19 protein-coding genes and 2 riboswitches are annotated in these 18,816 nt (G+C 73.7%); of the genes, 11 read left to right on the top strand and 8 right to left on the bottom strand.

Going from position 1 to position 18,816, the window contains the following annotated elements; all coding sequences use genetic code 11:
• Positions 1-41: 41 nt before the first annotated feature.
• The 4 genes from BUE43_RS05255 to BUE43_RS05240 all read left to right on the top strand — a co-directional run bounded on the left by BUE43_RS05255 (position 42) and on the right by BUE43_RS05240 (position 4,736).
• On the top strand, positions 42-317 hold the full coding sequence (locus tag BUE43_RS05255) for a GlsB/YeaQ/YmgE family stress response membrane protein (protein ID WP_073480079.1): 276 nt from the start codon (positions 42-44) through the stop codon (positions 315-317).
• 394 nt (positions 318-711) lie between these two features.
• Entirely contained in the window at positions 712-1,467 is a 756-nt protein-coding gene (locus BUE43_RS05250; RefSeq protein ID WP_073480078.1) for a phosphatidylserine decarboxylase, read from the top strand.
• A 3-nt stretch (positions 1,468-1,470) separates the two neighbouring features.
• The gene (locus tag BUE43_RS05245; RefSeq protein ID WP_073480077.1) at positions 1,471-2,370 is read left to right on the top strand and encodes a CDP-alcohol phosphatidyltransferase family protein; all 900 of its coding nucleotides are present in this window, start codon (positions 1,471-1,473) and stop codon (positions 2,368-2,370) included.
• Positions 2,371-2,477: 107 nt separating this feature from the next.
• Entirely contained in the window at positions 2,478-4,736 is a 2,259-nt protein-coding gene (locus BUE43_RS05240; protein WP_073480076.1) for an AAA family ATPase, read from the top strand.
• A 418-nt stretch (positions 4,737-5,154) separates the two neighbouring features.
• Here the strand turns inward: BUE43_RS05240 and BUE43_RS05235 are convergent, their stop codons facing one another.
• The gene (locus BUE43_RS05235; protein ID WP_073480075.1) at positions 5,155-5,925 is read right to left on the bottom strand and encodes a LytR C-terminal domain-containing protein; all 771 of its coding nucleotides are present in this window, start codon (positions 5,923-5,925) and stop codon (positions 5,155-5,157) included.
• Positions 5,926-5,930: 5 nt separating this feature from the next.
• A complete protein-coding gene (locus BUE43_RS05230) occupies positions 5,931-6,227 on the bottom strand; it encodes a DUF3263 domain-containing protein (RefSeq protein WP_073480074.1) in 297 nt (98 codons plus the stop codon).
• 172 nt (positions 6,228-6,399) lie between these two features.
• Here BUE43_RS05230 and BUE43_RS05225 point away from each other — a divergent pair, with 172 nt between their 5' ends.
• The 6 genes from BUE43_RS05225 to BUE43_RS05200 all read left to right on the top strand — a co-directional run bounded on the left by BUE43_RS05225 (position 6,400) and on the right by BUE43_RS05200 (position 14,261).
• A complete protein-coding gene (locus BUE43_RS05225) occupies positions 6,400-6,975 on the top strand; it encodes a peptide deformylase (RefSeq protein WP_073480073.1) in 576 nt (191 codons plus the stop codon).
• A gap of 113 nt (positions 6,976-7,088) precedes the next feature.
• On the top strand, positions 7,089-7,718 hold the full coding sequence (locus BUE43_RS05220; protein ID WP_073480072.1) for a LysE family translocator: 630 nt from the start codon (positions 7,089-7,091) through the stop codon (positions 7,716-7,718).
• Positions 7,719-7,760: 42 nt separating this feature from the next.
• Positions 7,761-7,888, top strand: a riboswitch (TPP riboswitch).
• Complete coding sequence (thiC, locus tag BUE43_RS05215; protein WP_073480071.1) at positions 7,879-9,531, top strand: phosphomethylpyrimidine synthase ThiC; 1,653 nt, start codon at positions 7,879-7,881, stop codon at positions 9,529-9,531. It overlaps the preceding riboswitch by 10 nt.
• Entirely contained in the window at positions 9,528-10,403 is an 876-nt protein-coding gene (gene thiD / locus BUE43_RS05210; protein WP_073480070.1) for a bifunctional hydroxymethylpyrimidine kinase/phosphomethylpyrimidine kinase, read from the top strand. The genes thiC and thiD overlap by 4 nt, the downstream gene beginning before the upstream one ends.
• A 122-nt stretch (positions 10,404-10,525) precedes the next feature.
• Positions 10,526-12,442 (top strand): FUSC family protein, encoded by a 1,917-nt coding sequence (locus BUE43_RS34055; protein ID WP_159447687.1) that lies wholly within the window; start codon positions 10,526-10,528, stop codon positions 12,440-12,442.
• Positions 12,443-13,142: 700 nt separating this feature from the next.
• Positions 13,143-14,261 carry a beta family protein gene (locus tag BUE43_RS05200; RefSeq protein WP_159447686.1) on the top strand — a complete coding sequence of 373 codons (1,119 nt, stop codon included), beginning with the start codon at positions 13,143-13,145 and terminating at the stop codon, positions 14,259-14,261.
• A 77-nt stretch (positions 14,262-14,338) separates the two neighbouring features.
• On the opposite strand, the gene thiG is transcribed toward BUE43_RS05200, so the two are convergent.
• The 3 genes from thiG to thiO form a co-directional block, all read right to left on the bottom strand.
• Positions 14,339-15,130, bottom strand: coding sequence for a thiazole synthase (gene thiG / locus BUE43_RS05195; RefSeq protein ID WP_407697082.1), 792 nt, complete (start codon positions 15,128-15,130; stop codon positions 14,339-14,341).
• Position 15,131: 1 nt separating this feature from the next.
• The gene (thiS, locus tag BUE43_RS05190) at positions 15,132-15,338 is read right to left on the bottom strand and encodes a sulfur carrier protein ThiS (protein WP_407697081.1); all 207 of its coding nucleotides are present in this window, start codon (positions 15,336-15,338) and stop codon (positions 15,132-15,134) included.
• Positions 15,339-15,398: 60 nt separating this feature from the next.
• Entirely contained in the window at positions 15,399-16,529 is a 1,131-nt protein-coding gene (gene thiO, locus BUE43_RS05185) for a glycine oxidase ThiO (protein WP_234995537.1), read from the bottom strand.
• Positions 16,523-16,633: riboswitch (TPP riboswitch) on the bottom strand. Its footprint overlaps the gene before it by 7 nt.
• Positions 16,634-16,669: 36 nt before the next feature.
• Here thiO and thiE point away from each other — a divergent pair.
• Positions 16,670-17,356: a thiamine phosphate synthase gene (gene thiE, locus BUE43_RS05180; protein ID WP_073480066.1), complete on the top strand. Its 687-nt coding sequence runs from the start codon at positions 16,670-16,672 to the stop codon at positions 17,354-17,356.
• A 57-nt stretch (positions 17,357-17,413) separates the two neighbouring features.
• Here thiE and BUE43_RS05175 read toward each other — a convergent pair whose 3' ends face one another.
• From BUE43_RS05175 to BUE43_RS05165, 3 genes are all read right to left on the bottom strand, one after another.
• A complete protein-coding gene (locus BUE43_RS05175) occupies positions 17,414-17,608 on the bottom strand; it encodes a DUF397 domain-containing protein (RefSeq protein ID WP_407697080.1) in 195 nt (64 codons plus the stop codon).
• A gap of 124 nt (positions 17,609-17,732) precedes the next feature.
• On the bottom strand, positions 17,733-17,939 hold the full coding sequence (locus BUE43_RS05170; RefSeq protein ID WP_073480065.1) for a DUF397 domain-containing protein: 207 nt from the start codon (positions 17,937-17,939) through the stop codon (positions 17,733-17,735).
• Complete coding sequence (locus tag BUE43_RS05165; RefSeq protein ID WP_083959379.1) at positions 17,936-18,793, bottom strand: helix-turn-helix domain-containing protein; 858 nt, start codon at positions 18,791-18,793, stop codon at positions 17,936-17,938. Before BUE43_RS05165 ends, BUE43_RS05170 begins: the two co-directional genes overlap by 4 nt.
• Positions 18,794-18,816: the final 23 nt, after the last annotated feature.

Raw genomic sequence — 18,816 nt, 5'->3', positions numbered from 1 at the left:
CGCGCCGACCGCCGTCGCCGCCGGCCCGTAGCGTGGGTCGCATGGGGCTGTTCTCGTGGATCGTGTTCGGGGCGCTCGCGGGCTGGGCGGCCAACGTGGTGGTCGGCGGGCGGGACCGCCGACCCCAGGGCTGCCTGGTCAGCGTGCTGGTGGGAGTGGTCGGGGCCGCGCTGGGCGGTCTGCTGTACGCCCTGGTCACCGGCAGGGAGATGTCCTTCGACTGGAGCCTGTCCAGCTTCGGGGTCGCCGTGCTCGGGTCCGTGGTGCTGTTGGCCCTGCTCCGGCTGCTGACGGGGCGTCGGCACCCCACCCGTTGACGGGCGCGGACGCCCCGCCCGGAACCGCCGCCAGCCGAGTGTGACGTGGATTACACTGATTCCCGCGAGCGGGCGAACCCGGTTCCGTCATCTCTTCCCATGTCGGCGCGAATGCCGGAAACTGGTTCACGCAGGTCCGCCTCGTCCAGTGTCAAGGGCCGATCGGGGTGACCCGGGCACCGGGAGGGGCGTTCGGGTCCGTGCGTCGTCGGGGGACACACGGACCAGTCGGGGAAAAGGACCGTCCGCCGTCGGGGGGCGCACGGTCCGCCGACGGGCCGGGAGCGGTGTTCGGGGCACCACTCCCGGCCCGTTCCACGATTGGCGTACCGTGGGTGGCCGTGCCCGGCCGCTACGTGACCGGGCTCCGCCGACCCCAGGAACGCCGACGACGATGACCTCCGATCACCAGCACGGCGCCGGCAAGACCGGCACGTTCGCCCACCTGGTCGACCTCGCCCGCACCACGATCCCGCCGATGAACCCGGCCGGTCGGCCGTTCGTGCTCGCCGGGGCGGTGCTCACGCTGCTGCTGCGCCGGTTCTCCCGCCCCGCGGGCGTGCTCGGCGCCCTCGTCACCGCGTGGTGCGCGTGGTTCTTCCGCGAGCCGCGCCGGGTGACCCCCACCCGTCCCGGGGTGGCGGTGGCGCCCGCCGACGGCACCGTGTCGCACGTCGCCGAAGCCGTGCCGCCCGCCGAGCTGGGCATGGGCGACGAGCCGATGACCAGGGTCAGCGTGTTCCTGTCGATCTTCGACGTGCACGTGCAGCGGGTGCCGGTGGACGGGGTCGTCGAGCGCGTCGCCTACCGCCCCGGCAAGTTCCTGTCCGCCGACCTGGACAAGGCCAGCGACGACAACGAGCGCAACGCCGTGGCGCTACGCACCGCCGACGGCGCGCACCAGCTCGCCGTGGTCCAGATCGCCGGTCTGGTGGCGCGCCGCATCGTGTGCCACATCCAGGACGGCGACAAGGTGACGGCCGGCACGACCTACGGCCTCATCCGGTTCGGCTCGCGCGTCGACCTCTACGTCCCGCGCGGCAGCCGGGTCCTGGTCGAGGCCGGCCAGCGCACGATCGGCGGCGAGACCGTGCTCGCCGAGCTCCCGTCAGCGCTTCCGTCGAACGGCGTGGCGCGGGCGGAGGGCTGAGCCATGGCGCGGACCGCGCCCGGGGTGCGGCTGCTGCCCAACGCCATCACCGTCCTGGCGTTGTGCTCCGGCCTGTCCGCCGTCATGTTCGCGCTGCGCGGGCAGCCCAACGCGGCCATCGCCGCCACGGCGGTGGCCGCGCTGCTGGACGGCCTCGACGGCCGGCTCGCCCGGCTGCTGGACGCCACCAGCAAGATCGGCGCGGAGCTGGACTCGCTGTCGGACAACGTCTCCTTCGGCGTCGCGCCGGCGCTGACGCTCTACGTGTGGGGGCTGCACGACACCCCCAACTACGGGTGGGTCGTCGCCCTGGTCTTCGCGGTGTGCATGACCCTGCGCCTGGCGCGGTTCAACACGCTGCTGGTGGACCCCGACCAGCCGCCGTTCGCCAAGGAGTTCTTCGTCGGGGTGCCGGCGCCGGCCGCCGCCCTGCTGGCGTTGATGCCGTTGATGGCGGCGCTGCAGTTCGGTGACGGCTGGTGGAGCTCCGAGCCGGCGGTGGCCGCCTGGATGCTCGCCTGCGCCGGGCTCGCGATCAGCCGGGTGCCCACGCTGTCGCTCAAGACGATCAAGGTGTCGCCGCGCGCGGTGGCCCCGCTGCTCGTGCTGGTGGGCGTGCTGGCCGCCGCGGTGATCGTCTACCCGCTCGGCGCGTTGATCCTCGCCATGGCGGTCTACCTGGGGCACGTGCCCTACGCGATCTACCGGCACCGCTGGTTGGCCCGGCACCCGGAGGCGTGGGACGTGCCGCCGAAGGAGCGGCGCGCCATCCGGCGGCAGCACGGCCGGCGGCTCGCGGTGCGGCCGGCGTTGCGCGGCCGGGTCGCGGCCGGGGCGTTCCGCAGGGTGCGCCTGTCGCGTGGCGGCGGCCGCGGTGCGCGCAAGGACGACTCCTCGAAGTAGCACCGCTCGGCACCGCTCGGCACCGACGTTCGACACCGACCCGGGGCGGGTCGCGCCGTGGACCGCACGGCGCGACCCGCCCCGTCGGCTTCCGTAGGCTGCACGGCGTGGCGGAACCGGAGATCACGCTCACCGCTCGGCTCTCACCGTCCGCAGTGGACACCCGGCGCGGGGTGGTCCGGCTGCACCCGGAGGTGCTGGACGCGCTCGGCCTGCGGGCGTGGGACGCGGTCCGGCTGACCGGCGGCCGGGTGACGGCGGCGCTGGCCGCGGCGGCCGACCGGGCGGCCCAGCCCGGGGTGGTGCTCCTGGACGACGTCACGCTGTCGAACCTCGGGCTGCGGGAGGGCGCCGAGGTCGTCGTCGCGCCCGTGCCGGTCGCGCCGGCCAGGACGGTCACCGTCTCCGGCTCCCGGCTGGCGATGACGGCGGTCCCGCCGGAGACCCTGCGCCTGGCCCTGACGGGCAAGGTGCTCACGCTCGGCGACGCCGTGTCGCTGCTGCCCCAGGACCTCGCGCCGCCACCCGGCGCGGACGTGTCGGCCGCCCGGCGCGGGCTCTCCGCCGCGATCGGCCTGACCTGGACCAACGAGCTGATCACGGTGACCGGGACCGACCCGGCGGGGCCGGTGGCCGTGCAGCCGTCAACGGTGGTGCAGTGGCGTGGCGGCGCCCGCACCGGCGAGCCGACGGCGGCGTTGGCGTCGGGGCCGACCGCTCCGGGCGGCGCCGTCCCCGCGCCGGCCGAGGCCCCAGCTCCCCCGCCGGCCGGGGAGCCGCCCGCGGTCGCCGACCTGGTCGGCGCGCGGGACGCGGCCCGGCGGCTGGGCGAGTGGCTGGACCTGGCCTTCCGCCACCCCGACCTGCTGTCCCGGCTCGGCGCGGCCTCCCGGCTCGGCGTGCTGGTGACCGGCCCGTCCGGCGTCGGCAAGGCCACGCTGACGCGGTCGGTGGCGCACAGCGTGGCCGCGGAGGTCGTGGAGCTGGTCGCGCCCAGCGTGGCGGCGTTGGAGGCGGGCGCGGCGGCGCGACGCGTTCACGAGGCCGTCGAGCTGGCCGTGGGCACGGCCCGGCGGGGAACGCCCTGCGTGCTGCTGGTGTCCGATGTGGACGCCCTCCTGCCCGCGTCGTCGCCGCCTCCCCTGGCCACCGTCGCGTTGGACGCGTTGCGGGCCGCGGTGCCGACGCCGGGGTTGGCGCTGGTCGCGACCTCGGCGCACCCCGAGGCGGTCGACTCCCGCCTGCGGGACCCCGACCTCGTCGACCGGGAGCTGACGCTGGCGCTGCCGGACACCGCGACGCGGGCCGACCTCCTCCGCGTCCTGCTGCGGGACGTCCCCGTTAAGTCCACTGTGGACTTGACGGCGGTCGCGGAGCGGACGCCCGGGTTCGTCGCTGCCGACCTCGTCGCGCTCCGCAGGGAGGCGGCGGTGCGCGCCGCGCTGCGGCACCACGGCGGTAACCGCGAGGACGAGCCCCGGATCGCGCAGGAGGACCTGCTCGGTGCGCTGGACACCGTCCGCCCCATCTCGATGTCCACTTCGGACACTCTGCGGGTCGGCGGACTCACCCTGGACGACGTCGGCGACCTGGGCGAGGTGAAGCAGTCGCTCACCGAGGCCGTCCTGTGGCCCTTGCAGTACCCCGACTCCTTCGCCCGGCTGGGCGTCCAGCCGCCGCGCGGCGTGCTCCTCTACGGCCCGCCCGGCTGCGGCAAGACGTTCCTGGTCCGCGCGCTGGCGGGCAGCGGCCGGCTCAACGTGCTCTCCGTGAAGGGCGCGGAGCTGCTGGACAAGTGGGTCGGCGAGTCCGAGCGCGCCGTGCGGGAGCTGTTCCGCCGGGCGGCGCAGGCCGCGCCGACCCTGGTCTTTCTGGACGAGGTGGACGCCCTCGCGCCGCGCAGGGGCCAGTCCTCGGACTCCGGGGTCGCCGACCGGGTGGTGGCCGCGCTGCTCACCGAGTTGGACGGCGTGCAGCCGATGCGGGACGTGGTCGTGCTCGGCGCGACCAACCGGCCGGAGCTGGTCGACCCCGCACTGCTCCGACCGGGCCGGCTGGAACGCCTCGTCTACGTCCCGCCGCCCGACGCCGACGCGCGCGCCGCGATCCTGCGGTCGTCGGCCAGGAACACCCCGCTGGCCGAGGACGTCGACCTGGACGCCCTCGCGGCGGAGCTGGACGGCTACTCGGCGGCCGACTGCGCCGCGCTGGTGCGGGAGGCGGCGCTCACCGCAATGCGGGAGTCACTGGCGGCGACCGAGGTCACCTCGGCCCACCTGGCGACGGCGCGGGAACGCGTCCGCCCCTCACTCGATCCGGCGCAACTCGCGGCCCTGGCGGCCTATGCCGAGACCCGGCAGTCCTGAACCGTCCTGGTATGACACCGGGCTCCGGATTTCGTTGCGCGGCAACGAGATCGTGAGCCGCGGGCGATATACGCCGCCGCACGGTCTGGTCGCGTGACCACCGCGTGGCGCTGGCGCTCGCACGCCATCTCTTTTGATATCAACAGACTTACGTATGGGGGACCCCCGGTTTCCAACATTCCACAGGGGACTGACAGAAACGCGGGGTCCGGGATCGCCCGGGTGGGCGGTAATCCGCAGAAGGCACCGGGCGGGTGAACGCGTCCCTCGGGCACGTGGAGGCACCAACCGACAGCGGATTACCGGCCGACAGCGGGACACTGGCCGAAGCGGCGGCGATCGCGCGCCCGGAGACCACGCCGGGAGCGATCACCAATCGACGTGCACCGGCCGGGACGCTGTGCGCCCCGGCCGCGAACTACTTGACGCCGTGGGCGTTTCCGCCGCGGTAGTCGTTGGTGACGATCACGATCAGACCCGGGCTGGCGTCCGAGATCCCGTCGAAGCGCGGCTCCACGCGGACCCCGAACTGCCGGGCGAACTCCTCGGCCGCGGCCTGCTCGTCCGTGCCCGGCCGGTAGTAGACCGTGGTGGTCGGGATGAGGCCGCCCGGGTAGTTCCCCACCTCGTCGACCTGCCAGCCCGCCGCGCGGAAGTCCGCGGCGGCCCGCGCCGCCAGCTTCTCGATGGTGCTGTTGTTGTAGACGCGCAGCGTGGGGCGGGACGTGCTGCGGTTGGCGCCGCCCTGGTGCACGTTCTCCCCGCCGCCCGGCTGCTGGCCCTGCTGTTGCCCGGGATTCCCGCCGGAGGACGTCTGGCCGCCGTTGCCCGGCTGCTGACCGGAGTCGCCGCCCGGGGTCTGGCCGTTGCCACCGCCCTGGGTGGTGCCGCTGGGCTGACCGGAGCCGGAGCCGGTGCCACCGCCACCGGGGTCGGTGCCACCGGTGCCGCCGGGGACGCCGGGCGTGCCCGACGTGCCGCCGCCGGTCCGGGACGGGGGCGCCGGCGAGGCGCCGCCGGAGGGGCCCGGGGTCGCGGAGCCGCTGGAGACGGCCTGCCCGCCGGTGGTGTTGTCGCCTGTCGTGAGCGACACGATGCCGAAGGTCATCGCGACCGCCGAGATGCCGAGCAGGACGAACGCGGCGAGGCGCAGCGGCCGGGACGGGGTGGGGGGTTCGAGGGAGCTCATGGCGATCAGTGGAGGTCCACGCCGAGGCGACGGGCGACGCGGGCGCGTTGCCTGGCCGTTCGCATCCGCCGCAGCCGCTTGACCAGCATCGGGTCCGCGCGCACGGCTTCCGGCTTGTCGATGAGGTGGTTGAGCAGCTGGTAGTACCGCGTGGCGGACATGTCGAACAGCTCGCGGATGGCCTGTTCCTTGGCACCCGCGTACTTCCACCACTGGCGCTCGAAGGCCAGGATCTCGTGTTCCCTGCGGGTCAGGCCGTCCTCCGGCTCGTGCGCCGGGACCAGGGCCTCTGCGGCGTCCATCTGGCTCCTCGCCTTGCGGTCCGGGATCCGTGTGCCTGTGGGGAACTACAGGACTGTCATTCCCGAGCGCCCATTACACCACGCGCGCGTTCGGCCCGCCGGCGCTGCGACCGGCGCGTCCGCGCGACACGCGAGAAAGCTTCGACCAGCGGCGAACGATAGAGTTCGCCCCATGGCCGTGCACCCTATCGTGATCGCGGGCGAGCCCGTGCTGCACCAGCCGACGCGCCCCGTCGAGCGGTTCGACGACGAGCTGCGCCAGCTCGTCGAGGACATGTTCGAGACCATGGCCGCGGCCGAGGGCGTCGGGCTGGCCGCCAACCAGATCGGCGTGGACCTGCGGGTGTTCGTCTACGACTGCCCGGACGACGAGGGCGTCCAGCACCGGGGCGTCGTGGTGAACCCGGTCCTGGAGACGTCGGCGATCCCGGAGACGATGCCGGACCCGGAGCAGGACTGGGAGGGCTGCCTGTCGGCGCCCGGCGAGCCGTTCCCGACCGGCAGGGCCGACTGGGCCAAGGTCACCGGGTTCGACCTGGACGGCGCGCCGATCGAGGTCGAGGGCACCGGCTACTTCGCCCGTTGCCTGCAGCACGAGACCGACCACCTGGACGGCTACATCTTCCTGGACCGGCTGGTGGGCCGGTACCGCAAGGAGTCCAAGCGGATGCTCAAGCGCAACGGCTGGGGTGTGCCGGGGCTGTCCTGGGACCCCGCGTCGGAGGGCGACCCGTTCGACGGGGAGTGACCCGTTCGACGGCGAGTGACCGCCGGCCGAGGACCGTGTGAGCGCCGGAGCTGTCGGCCACGAGTTGGGAGAAGTCGCTGCGGCGACGCGCTTCTGGCCGGCAGCCTTGGTCGATGGTTTCCGGACTCCTCGCCTTCGTCGCCGCCGCGTTCGTCGTGGCGATCAGCCCCGGCCCCGCGACCCTGTTGTTGATCCGGCAGTCCGCGCGCGGGAACTGGCGCACGGTGCTGGCCACGATCGCCGGGATCGAGGCCGGTGTGCTGTTCTGGTCCCTGGCCGCCGTCTTCGGCCTGTCCGCGGTGCTGGTGGCTTCCCAGGTCGCCTACGACGTGCTGCGCGTCGTGGGCGCCTTCGTGTTGGTCTGGTTCGGCGTCCAGGCCCTGCGCGCCGCCCGCCGGCAGCGCGCGGGGGACGAGGTCGTTGAGCCCGCGCCGACGCCGGACCGCCCGTGGCGGGCCTTCCACATGGCGTTGCTGACCAACGTGACCAACCCGAAGGCCGGCGTGTTCGCGATCTCGTTCCTGCCCCAGTTCGCGCCGAGGGAGCTGCCGCCGACGGCCGGGCTCCTGCTGTGCGCGGCGCTGTGGGTGGCGGTGGACCTGAGCTGGTACCTCGGGATCGGCGCGGCGCTCGGCCGGCTGGGCGGGTGGCTGCGGCGGGCGGCCGTGCGCCGTCGCCTGGAGCAGGTGTCCGGGGCGGTGCTGGTCGGGCTGGGCGTCCGGCTCGCGCTGGACTCCCGGTGAGTCGCTCACTAGCCTCCCCTGCGGGGTTCGCCCCGAACTGACAACTGCACACGCGGGAGCTCGCGCCGTAGCGGGCTGAGAGGGCGGCTGGTGTCGATCGCGACCCGGTGCCGCCGACCGCTCGAACCTGACCGGGTAATGCCGGCGTAGGGAGGAAGAGATGACGGCTCTGGAAGACCGTTCCGTCAGCCCCACCGTCACCACGGGACCGATCACCGGTTCCCGCAAGGCCTACCGGGAGACCCCCGACGGCCTGCGGGTGCCGTTCCGGCGGGTGGAGCTGACCAACGGGGAGCACGTCGACCTCTACGACACCTCTGGTCCGTACACCGACACCGAAGCCAGCATCGACGTCCACAGTGGACTGCCCAGGCTGCGGGAGGGCTGGATCGCCGACCGGGAGCCGGTCAACGGCGCGGTCACCCAGCTCGCCTATGCCAAGGCGGGGACCGTCACCAGGGAGATGGCCTACATCGCCGCCAGGGAGGGCGTGGACCCCGAGCTGGTGCGGGCCGAGGTGGCCGCCGGCAGGGCAGTGATCCCGGCCAACCGGCGGCACCCCGAGAGCGAGCCGATGGTCATCGGCAAGAAGTTCCTCGTGAAGATCAACGCCAACATCGGCAACTCCGCCGTGTGGTCCTCCATCGAGGAGGAGGTGGACAAGATGGTGTGGGCGACCCGCTGGGGCGCCGACACCGTCATGGACCTGTCCACGGGCAAGCGCATCCACGAGACCCGCGAGTGGATCATCCGCAACTCGCCGGTGCCGATCGGCACGGTGCCGATCTACCAGGCGCTGGAGAAGGTCGACGGCGACCCGGCGAAGCTGTCGTGGGAGGTCTACCGGGACACCGTGATCGAGCAGTGCGAGCAGGGCGTGGACTACATGACCGTGCACGCCGGCGTGCTGCTCCGGTACGTCCCGCTCACGGCGCGCCGCGTCACCGGCATCGTCTCGCGCGGCGGCTCGATCATGGCCGCGTGGTGCCTGGCGCACCACAGGGAGAGCTTCCTCTACACGCACTTCGAGGAGCTCTGCGAGATCCTGCGGACCTACGACGTGACGTTCTCGCTCGGCGACGGCCTGCGGCCGGGCTCCATCGCCGACGCCAACGACGAGGCGCAGTTCGCCGAGCTGCGCACGCTGGGCGAGCTGACGCACGTCGCCCGCGCGCACGACGTGCAGGTGATGATCGAGGGCCCCGGCCACGTGCCGATGCACAAGATCGCCGAGAACGTGCGGCTGGAGGAGGAGTGGTGCGGCGAGGCGCCGTTCTACACCCTCGGCCCGCTGGCGACCGACATCGCGCCGGCCTACGACCACATCACCTCGGCCATCGGCGCGGCGCAGATCGCGGCGGCCGGCACGGCGATGCTCTGCTACGTCACGCCCAAGGAGCACCTGGGCCTGCCGAACCGGGACGACGTCAAGACCGGCGTGATCACGTACAAGATCGCGGCGCACTCGGCGGACCTGGCCAAGGGGCACCCGAGGGCGCAGGAGCGGGACGACGCGCTGTCGAAGGCGCGGTTCGAGTTCCGCTGGGTCGACCAGTTCAACCTGTCGCTGGACCCGGACACCGCGCGGTCCTTCCACGACGAGACGCTGCCGGCGGAGCCGGCCAAGACGGCGCACTTCTGTTCCATGTGCGGCCCGAAGTTCTGCTCCATGAAGATCACGCAGGACGTGCGGCGGTACGCCGAGGAGCGCGGGCTGGACTCGGTCGAGGCGATCGAGGCTGGCATGCGGGAGAAGTCCTCGGAGTTCGCCGACCAGGGCGGCAAGGTCTACCTGCCCGTGGTGGAGGGGTGAGCGGCTTGCTCACCGGTTCGTTGCGGCCCGCGCCGGGGACCACCCCGGCGCGGGCCCTCACCATCGCCGGCTCGGACTCCGGGGGCGGCGCGGGCGTCCAGGCCGACCTGCGGACCTTCCAGTCCTGCGGGGTGCACGGGATGTCCGCGCTCACCGCGGTGACCGTGCAGAACTCGGTCGGGGTCAGCGGGTTCCACGAGATCCCGGTGGACACGGTGGTCGGGCAGATCGAGGCCGTGGTCACCGACATCGGGGTGGACGCGGCCAAGACCGGCATGCTGGCCTCGGCGGAGATCATCCGCGCGGTGGACGACACCTGCCGGCGGCTGGGGGTGGGCCGGGGCGGGCGGGTTCCGCTGGTGGTCGACCCGGTCGCGGCGTCCATGCACGGCGACCCGCTGCTGCGGGACAACGCCCTGGACGCGCTCCGCGAGCTGTTCGCGCGGGCCACGCTGGTGACGCCGAACCTCGACGAGGTGCGGTTGCTGACCGGGATCGTGGCGCGCGACCGGGCGGGGCTCGTGGACGCGGCCAAGGCGGTGCACGCGCTCGGCCCGGAGTGGGTGCTGATCAAGGCGGGCCACCTGGTGGACGACCCCGACTGCGTCGACGTGCTGCGCGGCGTGGACGCGGACGGCGAGCCCCGGCTGGTCGAGCTGCCCGGTCCGCGGTTCGCCACCCCGCACACGCACGGCGGCGGCGACACGCTCGCCTCCGCGATCACCTCCGCGCTGGCGCGCGGCGCCGACGTCGTCGACGCGGTGCGCTTCGGCAAGCGGTACGTGGTGCGGGCCGTGCGCGAGTCGTACCCCCTCGGGTCCGGAATCGGCCCGGTGTCCGGTTTCTGGCGCCTCGGCGACGCTCCCGTGTAGCTCGATCCGGCGAAGGTCACGGCGAGCACACCCCTCCGTGCGACAGGGCGACCCGGTCTTCGCGGCCCGGTGTTGGTATGCGTGGAGAGGTGGGGAGTCTGCGTGCGCTACCAGGAACCATGATGCGTCCTTCGTCCCGTTCCGGCGGTCTGTCCGGAGCGCGCCCGGGGCCGGAACCGGCCTCGGGCGTGCCACCGACACCGCCGGGTCGGCTGCTGCTCGTCGTGCTGGCCGTGACGGCCGCCGCCACGGCGACCGCGGCGGCGTTCGGCCTGGCGGAGGCGACCGCGATCGCCGGCCTCGGCGCCCTGTTCGGCCTGACGGCCGGCGTGGGCGGGCCGCTGCGGTCCGACCTGCGGCTGATGAGCTGGTGCGGGCCGCTGCTCGTGGTCGCGCTGGCGGCCGGCCCGGTGGTCAACCAGGTGCCGGCGCTGGCGGTGGCGGTCCCGACCCTGGCCGTGCTCACCGCCACCGTGGTGCCGTTGCTGGGGTGGCGGCTGGAGCTGGCCGGCGGGGCGGTGCTCGCCGCGGTGGTGTTGTCCAGCGCGACCGGGATCGGCGCCGGGCTGAGCGTCGCGCTGCGGTTGGCGGTCGCGGCGCTCGGGGTGGCGTTCGCCGTCGTGCTGCGGGTCGTCTTCGGGGGGCGGGACCCGTCGGCGACGACGCGGCGGGCGGTGGCGGCGGCGCTGACCGACCGGGAGCCCAGGGTGCTGGCCGACGCGGTCGTGGTGTGGCGGTCGGACGGGGCGCCGGCGTGGCTCGGCGAGGCGCTGGCCGGCGCGGCGGCGATGCGGGTGGCCAGGAGCGAGCTGGAGGACCGGCTGGGCGGGCTGGCGTTGCCGCTGGCCGAGCGGATGCGGGTGGTGCTGGCGGAGGCGGACCGGGTGGCCGCGCAGCTCGCCGTCGCGGTGCGCGCCCGGTCGTCGCGCGCGTTGCCGATGGTGGACCTGTTCACGCAGCACGTGGACGCGCTGCGCGCGGTGGGCGTCTCCTCCGACGTGCTGCGGCTGATCGACGGCCTCGCGGCCGGGTTGGGCCAGGTGCGACGGGGGCTTGCGGACCGGGAGCGCGGCACGGCGGAGCCGGTGCCGCGGCCGAGGGCCGCGCAGTTGCTCGGGGAGGAGCTGCGCGCGCTGGTCACGCCGAGGTCGGCGTTGTCCCGCCACGCGGCGCGCTGCACGCTCGCCGTCCTGGTCGGCGCGTTGATCTCGACCTGGTGGCACAGCCCGTACGCGTCGATCCTGGTGATGTCGATCTTCGCCGTGCTGCGGCCGATGCACCGCGACAGCGCGTCGGTGGCGTTGCAGCGGGCGGCGGGGATGATGCTCGTGGTCGGCGTCGCGGCGGTGATCGGCTCGTTCACCCCAGCCCCGCTGCTGGTGGCGGCGTTCGTGGTGCTCGGCGTGGTGGGTTTCCCGCTGCTGCAACGGAGTCACACCGCGCTCACCGGTCTGCTGACCGCGTTGGTGGTCGTGCTGCGGGACGTGACGCGCACCGCCGCCGTCCCCGACCTGGTGATCGGTTTCCTGACCAGCGCGGCGATCGGCGCGACCCTGGCGCTGGCCATGGGCTACCTGACCCTGCCGCGCCCGAGGAGCAACCTGGTGGACCGGGTTCGGGGCACCATGGAGGTGGTGCGCGGGCTGGCCGGCGTGCTGATCGAGGGCGGCGCGCCGGACGCGGTGCGGGCCGCGCACGCGATGGCCATCCGCCGCACCCGCGACCTGGCGGCGTTCATCGACCGCGTGGAGGACGAGGCCGAGGAGCAGCGCAAGGTCGCGAAGGAGGCGGCGGCCGCGTTGGACGCGGTGCGGATCGCGTTGCGGGAGCTGGCCGAGCTGCGCTCGGACGACCGCGCGGGCGTGCTGCCCGCCCTGCGGTACGCGCGCACGTTGCTCGCCCCGCCGGACGGGCGTCCGGTGCGGACGGAGTTCCACCTTCCGGAGGCCGGCCCGTGGCCCGCCGTGCTGGCGGCGCAGGTCGTGGTGGCGGAGGCGCTGACCGTCCATCACGCCGCCCTCCGCCTGGAGCACGACTGATCACCCACGCGGCAGACGCGCTGACCTGCGGCGATCCTTACCTTCTGAGGCAGGGCGCGCGGGTGGGCGACGCCGTGCGCGCCACGGACGCTGGGCGTACCACTGACGCTGTGCATCCGGGGGTGACGCGCGTTGGGGGCGGGGGCCGACCGGGCGCCGATCGCGCCGCCGAAGGTGCGGCGGGATGAGCTCACCGCGCTCGTCGGACCGGGCGCGGCGGCGCTGGCCCCGCTGACGCGGGCCGGCCGACTCGACCCCCGGCTGACCACCCGGCCGTCTGTCCACTTCGGACAAAAGCACGCCCTCCGTCCCGCTCGCCCCTGTCCGCCGCCGCGGAACGGCGTGGGCCGGCCCGCCCGTCCTCCCGACCGGTCCGGACGATGCCGCCCCACGAGCGAGGAGTTCGTCCAGGCGATCCACCACCTGGTCGTCGACCTCGTGCGACGGGCCGGGCTCCCGCGCGTCGACAGCGCGTTCTCCTGGTGCGCCGGGAGAACCGGCCGCCGCGCGCGGGGGCCCGGCCCGAGTCGCGCGGCCCGACCCGGCGGACCGCCCGCACCCCCTCGCACCACTGGGCATGCCCCGCGGAGCCGTGGACGGGAGGTGGCAACGGGCGCTCGGGTTCCCTCCCCGCCCACGACCACCGCCCCGCCACCGGCGTCCCGCGGGAGAACGGCCGTGTGACCGACAGGAGGCGGGGATGAACCACTTATCCGGCGGGCGACCGAGATTCCGGGCGATGGTCGTCATGAAGAGCAAGATGGGTGAGCTGGACGCCGCCGCGCGCATGTCGTCGGCCGACGCCGCGGTGGTCCAGCCGCTGGTGGAGGTGCTGCCGACGGTCACACTCACCGGGCGGCTGCTGCCCAAGCTCGTGGCGGCGGCCGCGGCGCTTGCCCCGAGGGGTCGGCCGATGATGGTCGACTGTTCCCTGCTGCCCCCGACGAACCCGTTGGCGCAGTGGCCGCGCGGGCCGCTCGACCTGCTGGCGCACCAGATCCGACAGCGGGTGACCCGGGAGCACGGCGAGGCCGCCGCCGACGTGGTCCCGTTCGTCCCGGTGCTGCGGGCCGACGACCCGGTCGCGGCGTTGCGCGCGGTCAAGCTGCTGGACGAGGACCTGGGCTGCGGCGCGGCGTTGCGGGTCACCATCTCCGACCCGGCCAGGGCCGGCGCGGCCCGCCGCTGGGTCGACCGCGCGCTGGACCTCATGCGGCTGCCCGCCGACACCGTCGACCTGGTGCTGGACCTCGGCTACCTCGCGGGCGGCCGGACCAGGTACCTCGACCTCGCGATGACGGCGTTGGACCAGATCGGCTCCCACCACGGGCTGCGCTCCACCACGTTGGTGTCCGGTTCGGTCCCGCCGAACCGCGCCGGTTTCGACACGCTGCGGATGGCCCGCGCCGAGCTGGACGTCTGGCAGGCGGTGCGCGGCGAGTACTCGGGCCGCCGCACCGGCTACGGCGACTACGGCGTGGTCCACCCGATCGCGCCCCGGGAGCCCAACAGGCCGGTCACCGTCTACCCGTACCTGTACTACACGGTGGCCGACGGCGCGGTGTTCCTGCGCCGCGAGCTGCCCAGGAACGCCGACCGCCGCGTCCCCAAGGGCGCCGCCGCCCGCCACTTCCTGGACCTGGCCATCGAGCTCGCCGAGCGCAGCGAGTTCGCCGGCCCCGGTTTCTCCTGGGGGGACGAGCAACTCGACGCCTGCGCCCGCCGCCGCATCGACAACGTGGGCTCGGCGTGGCGGTGGATCGCGATGAGCACCTCCCACCACCTCGCCCAACTCGCGACAGCACCACCAGCGGCCTGACCCGACCTCGTGTTCTCCGGTGCGGCGCAAGGCTTGTTCTCCTTGCGCCGCACCGGAAAGGCTCGCGTCCGGGGTGGTCAGGGCGTGGGGCTGGACGCCTGTGCCCAGTACCGGCGCGGGATGCGGCCGGCCAGCCGGGCCAGCCGGCCGGCGGACACCGCCGCCCGCATCGCCGCCGCCATCCGCTCCGGGTCCTGGGCCCTGGTCACGGCGGTGGCCAGCAGCACGGCCGCGCACCCCAGCTCCATGGCCTGCGCGGCGTCGGAGGCGGTGCCGATGCCCGCGTCCAGCACCACCGGCACCCCAGCCGCCGCGACGATCATCTCGATGTTGTGCGGGTTGCGGATGCCCAGCCCGGTGCCGATGGGCGAGCCGAGCGGCATCACCGCCGCACAGCCCACGTCCTCCAACCGCCGGGCGAGCACCGGATCGTCGTTCGTGTAGGGCAGGACGGTGAAGCCGTCGGCGACCAGCCGCTCGGCGGCGTCGAGCAGCTCGACCGGGTCGGGCAGCAGGGTGCGCTCGTCGGCGACGACCTCCAGCTTGACCCAGTCGGTCTCCAGCGCCTCCCTGGCCAACCGGGCGGTGAGCACCGCCTCCGCGGCGGTGCGACAGCCGGCGGTGTTGGGCAGCGCCTCGATTCCCAGTCGCCGCAACAGGTCCAGCACCCCGGTGCCGCCCTCGGCGTCCATCCGCCGCATCGCCACCGTGGTCAGCTCGGTGCCGGACGCGACGAGGGCGCGCTCCAGCACGGCCAGGTTGGCCGCGCCGCCGGTGCCCGTGATCAGCCGTGAGCCGAACGACCGGCCGGCGATCACCAGGGGGTCGACCTCGGTCGCGGTCGACTCCCGCACGACGGTCTCGCTCACCTCAACCCCCCTGAACCGCGGTGAGCACCTCGACGGTCGCGCCGTCCCGCAGTGGCGTGCTCTGCCACACGCCGCGCGGCACCACGTCGCCGTCCATCGCGACGGCGACACCCGCCGCCGGCGTGCCGAACGCGACGAGCACGTCCGCCACGGTGGCCGCCTCGGCGAACTCCCGGTCCTCCCCGTTGACCCGCACCCTCATCTTCATCCTCCACAGTGGACAGTTCGGTCCCGAGCGGACACCTCGACCCTCGTCGTGGCGAGCGGTTCAGCGCGCCACGGCGGACAACCGCGCGGGGTCGGCGACCCGGGCCGACTCCGGCGGCGCGTCACCGCGCAGCGCCGCCAGCACCGCCTCGGCGGTGACCGGCGCGAGCAGCAGACCGTTGCGGTGGTGTCCGGCCGCGACGAGCACGCCCGGCTCCACCTCCCCGACCAACGGCAGGTTGTCCGGGCTCCCGGCGCGGAAGCCGGCCACGACCTCGTCCAGGGCGTACTCGGCGACGCCGGGCAACACCCGCTCGGCGTCCCGCAGCAGGTCACGCACCCCGCCCACGGTGACGTCCCCGTCGAAGCCGGCCTCGTACTGGGTCGCGCCGAGCACCAGTCCCCCGGGCCGGGGCACGAGGTAGACCGGGCGGCTCTCCACCAGCGCCCGGACAGTGCGCGTGGGCGGCGGCAACGCGCCGCGCCGGGCCCGCAAACGCAGGATCTCACCCTTCACCGGGCGGATCGCGTCGGCCAGCGCGGGATGCAGGCTCCCGCTCCACGCGCCCGCGCTCACCACCACGGCGTCACAGTCCACTGTGGACCCGTCGGTCGTGGAGACGCGACCGGGGCCGACCTCGGCGGCCGAGCGGCGGTCGAACCGGACGCCCCGCCGCTCGCACGCGGCGAGCAACGCGGTCAGCAGCGCCCGGTTGTCGACGGCGAGGTCGCCGGGAACCTCCAGTCCACTTCGGACAGACGGCCCGATCCCCGGCTCCAACCGACGGAGTTCCCGGCCGGTGAGCGCCCGGACCTCCCGTCCCAGCCCGGCGAGGTAGTCGGCGAGCACCCGCAACACCTCGGCGTCGGCCCCGTCGGCCGCGACCACCAGCGTGCCGGCCAGGTCCAGCCCGGGATCGACCCCGGAGTCGGCGCGCAGGCGCGCGGCGAAGTCCGGCCAGCGGGCCAGCGAGTCCAGCCCCAGGCCGAGGACCGCCTCCTCCCCCGGCCACGCCTCGGTCACCGGGGCCAGCATCCCGCCGGCCACCCAGGACGCGCCGCCCCGCGCGGGCGACGGGTCGACCACGACCACGGCGAGACCCGACGCGGCGGCCAGCCAGGCCACCGACAGGCCGACCACACCCCCGCCGACGACGGCGACGCGCGAACCCACGACCACGTCAGAAGACACCCCATCACGCTCCCTGCGCCGGCATGACCCGGATCAGGTTCGACGGTCGGGGGCGTCCAGCCCCCCTCTCAGCCCGGTCCCTCCGGGCTCCCGTGCGGACCGCCCCCACCGTAGCCGGCCGGAGGGCCTAGGGTCGAGTCGTGCCTGGGTTGAGCGGTGAGCAGATCCGGAAGCGGTTGGCCGACGCGCGGTTGTACCTGTGCACCGACGCCCGCCGGGACCGGGGTGACCTGGCCGCGTTCGCGGACGCGGCGTTGGCGGGCGGGGTCGACATCGTGCAGCTCCGCGACAAGGCCGACGGTCCGCTGGAGGCGGCGGAAGAGCTCGCGGCGCTGGAGGTGCTCGCCGAGGCGTGCGCCCGGCACGGCGCGCTGCTGGCGGTGAACGACCGCGCCGACGTCGCGCTCGCCGCCGGAGCCGACGTGCTGCACCTGGGCCAGGACGACCTCCCGGTGCCGTGGGCCAGGAAGGTGCTGGGCGAGGACGTGGTGATCGGCCGGTCCACCCACGACGCGGCCCAGGCCGAGGCCGCCGCCGCCGAACCCGGCGTCGACTACTTCTGCACCGGCCCGTGCTGGCCGACCCCGACCAAGCCCGGCCGCCCCGCCCCCGGCCTCGACCTGGTGCGGCACACGAGCGCGCACGCCGACCGCACCGGTCACGACCGCCCGTGGTTCGCGATCGGCGGGATCGACGCCGCGCGCCTGGACGAGGTGATCGCGGCCGGCGCGGACCGCGTGGTCGTCGTGCGGGCGATCACCGAGGCCGACGACCCGCGCGCGGCGGCCGAACACCTCAGCCGCCGCCTCCGCGCCGGAAGCAACTGAACACTTCTGACCACCGAACGGTGCCCGGCCGCGCCCACGGCCGGGCACCCCATCCGGTCAGGCCGAAGTGACCCGACCGGCCTTCACCCGACCCACGAAAGCCGCGAACCCCTCGCGCCCGAACACGAGCACCGGTCCGCCCGGATTCTTGCTGTCCCGCACAGCGATGCTCTGAGGAACAGCAGCCACCTCGACGCAGTCCGTCTCGGTGCCGCTGTAACTGGACTTACGCCACTTCGCCACGGCCGTCACGCTGCCTCCAATCGATCGATCCCCGAGAGGATCAGCGCGGTCGCCTCTTCCGAAATCCTCGCGATCAGCCGGACTCACGCATTGAGAAATCCGAAAGCCAGCCCGGCTGGTCGCCGATCCCCGATCAAGGCAAGTCAAGGCGGCCACACGCAACAGCCTTGGCGAACGCCCCGAATGTAGGGTTCCCGAACAGCAGCACGGGACCACCCGGGTTCTTGGAGTCCCGCACAGCGGTCACACCCGGAAGATTCCCGGCCACCTCGACACAGGCGTTCGTCTGGGAGCTGTGACTCGACTTCCGCCATCGGCCGGTGACCAGCGACGCGGTCATGCCATCCTCCCCAATTCTTCGATCACCCCAGATATGAACTCGCGAGTCTCTTCCCGAGCCATCGCCACCGCAGCCACGTAGCCAACCGCCTGTCGGTACGCTTCAACGTCCTCCTCCTCGTGGAAGACGAGAGCCGAGCGCCGGTTCTCCAAGTGCACGATGCACTGCTCACCCTCAGATTCGATGAGCAGGAAGGGACCTTCCAACGCCGGGTTCCACCCGCTCCGAAGCGGCACCACCCTCACATCGATGTTCGGTCGGTTTGAAAGTTCGAGCACGAGGCGAAGTTGGTCCACCATGAGCGCAGGCACGCCCAGCACGTTTCGCAGGGCCGCCTCTCCGATCAGTGCCAGGTAGCGCACTGGTTCATCCCGGCGCATGATGACGTCTTTCCGTCCCATCCGAAGCGCGACCCGAGTGTTGACCTCGTCCGCTGGTACGGATGCGGCAACCATGATCTCGCGAGTGTAGGAAGAAGACTGGAGAAGACCTGGGATCAACAGTGGTGCCACGTCAGTGATCGCCACCGCGCTCGCCTCAGCGTCCACCAGCGCGGAAAGCTGCGTACGTAGCTCCGGCATCGACACCGCCAACCAACGGCGGTCACCGGCACCACGCGCCATCGAGAGAAGTTCCTCGTAGCGCCGCCCGTTGACTTCCAGTGCCGTCAGTATCTGCGCCACATTTGTGGGATCAGGTGTGCGGTCGCCTGTTTCCCACCTCGCGAGCGTTCCGTGGCTGGCGCCAATCCTTTCGGCGAGCTGTCGTTGTGTCAGTCCACGCTCGTTGCGCGCCTCGGCCAGCGCTCGGCCGAGCGCCCTCGCTTTGGGCGTACGCCCGTTGCTTCCACCCACGCAGCACACCCTATGCAGATCAC

This window comes from Streptoalloteichus hindustanus, from assembly GCF_900129375.1.
In the GTDB taxonomy this organism is placed as follows: domain Bacteria; phylum Actinomycetota; class Actinomycetes; order Mycobacteriales; family Pseudonocardiaceae; genus Streptoalloteichus; species Streptoalloteichus hindustanus.
This window is presented reverse-complemented; position numbering and strand designations above follow the sequence as displayed.

Coding starts and splice junctions, on each gene's coding strand:
- BUE43_RS05170 (WP_073480065.1), bottom strand. CDS start 17,939: ATGACCGCGTCGCTGGTCACCGGCCGATGGCGGAAGTCGAGTCACAGC.
- BUE43_RS05250 (WP_073480078.1), top strand. CDS start 712: ATGACCTCCGATCACCAGCACGGCGCCGGCAAGACCGGCACGTTCGCC.
- BUE43_RS05220 (WP_073480072.1), top strand. CDS start 7,089: ATGGTTTCCGGACTCCTCGCCTTCGTCGCCGCCGCGTTCGTCGTGGCG.
- BUE43_RS05235 (WP_073480075.1), bottom strand. CDS start 5,925: ATGAGCTCCCTCGAACCCCCCACCCCGTCCCGGCCGCTGCGCCTCGCC.
- BUE43_RS05200 (WP_159447686.1), top strand. CDS start 13,143: ATGAACCACTTATCCGGCGGGCGACCGAGATTCCGGGCGATGGTCGTC.
- BUE43_RS34055 (WP_159447687.1), top strand. CDS start 10,526: ATGCGTCCTTCGTCCCGTTCCGGCGGTCTGTCCGGAGCGCGCCCGGGG.
- BUE43_RS05225 (WP_073480073.1), top strand. CDS start 6,400: ATGGCCGTGCACCCTATCGTGATCGCGGGCGAGCCCGTGCTGCACCAG.
- BUE43_RS05245 (WP_073480077.1), top strand. CDS start 1,471: ATGGCGCGGACCGCGCCCGGGGTGCGGCTGCTGCCCAACGCCATCACC.
- thiC (WP_073480071.1), top strand. CDS start 7,879: ATGACGGCTCTGGAAGACCGTTCCGTCAGCCCCACCGTCACCACGGGA.
- BUE43_RS05255 (WP_073480079.1), top strand. CDS start 42: ATGGGGCTGTTCTCGTGGATCGTGTTCGGGGCGCTCGCGGGCTGGGCG.
- thiS (WP_407697081.1), bottom strand. CDS start 15,338: ATGAAGATGAGGGTGCGGGTCAACGGGGAGGACCGGGAGTTCGCCGAG.
- BUE43_RS05230 (WP_073480074.1), bottom strand. CDS start 6,227: ATGGACGCCGCAGAGGCCCTGGTCCCGGCGCACGAGCCGGAGGACGGC.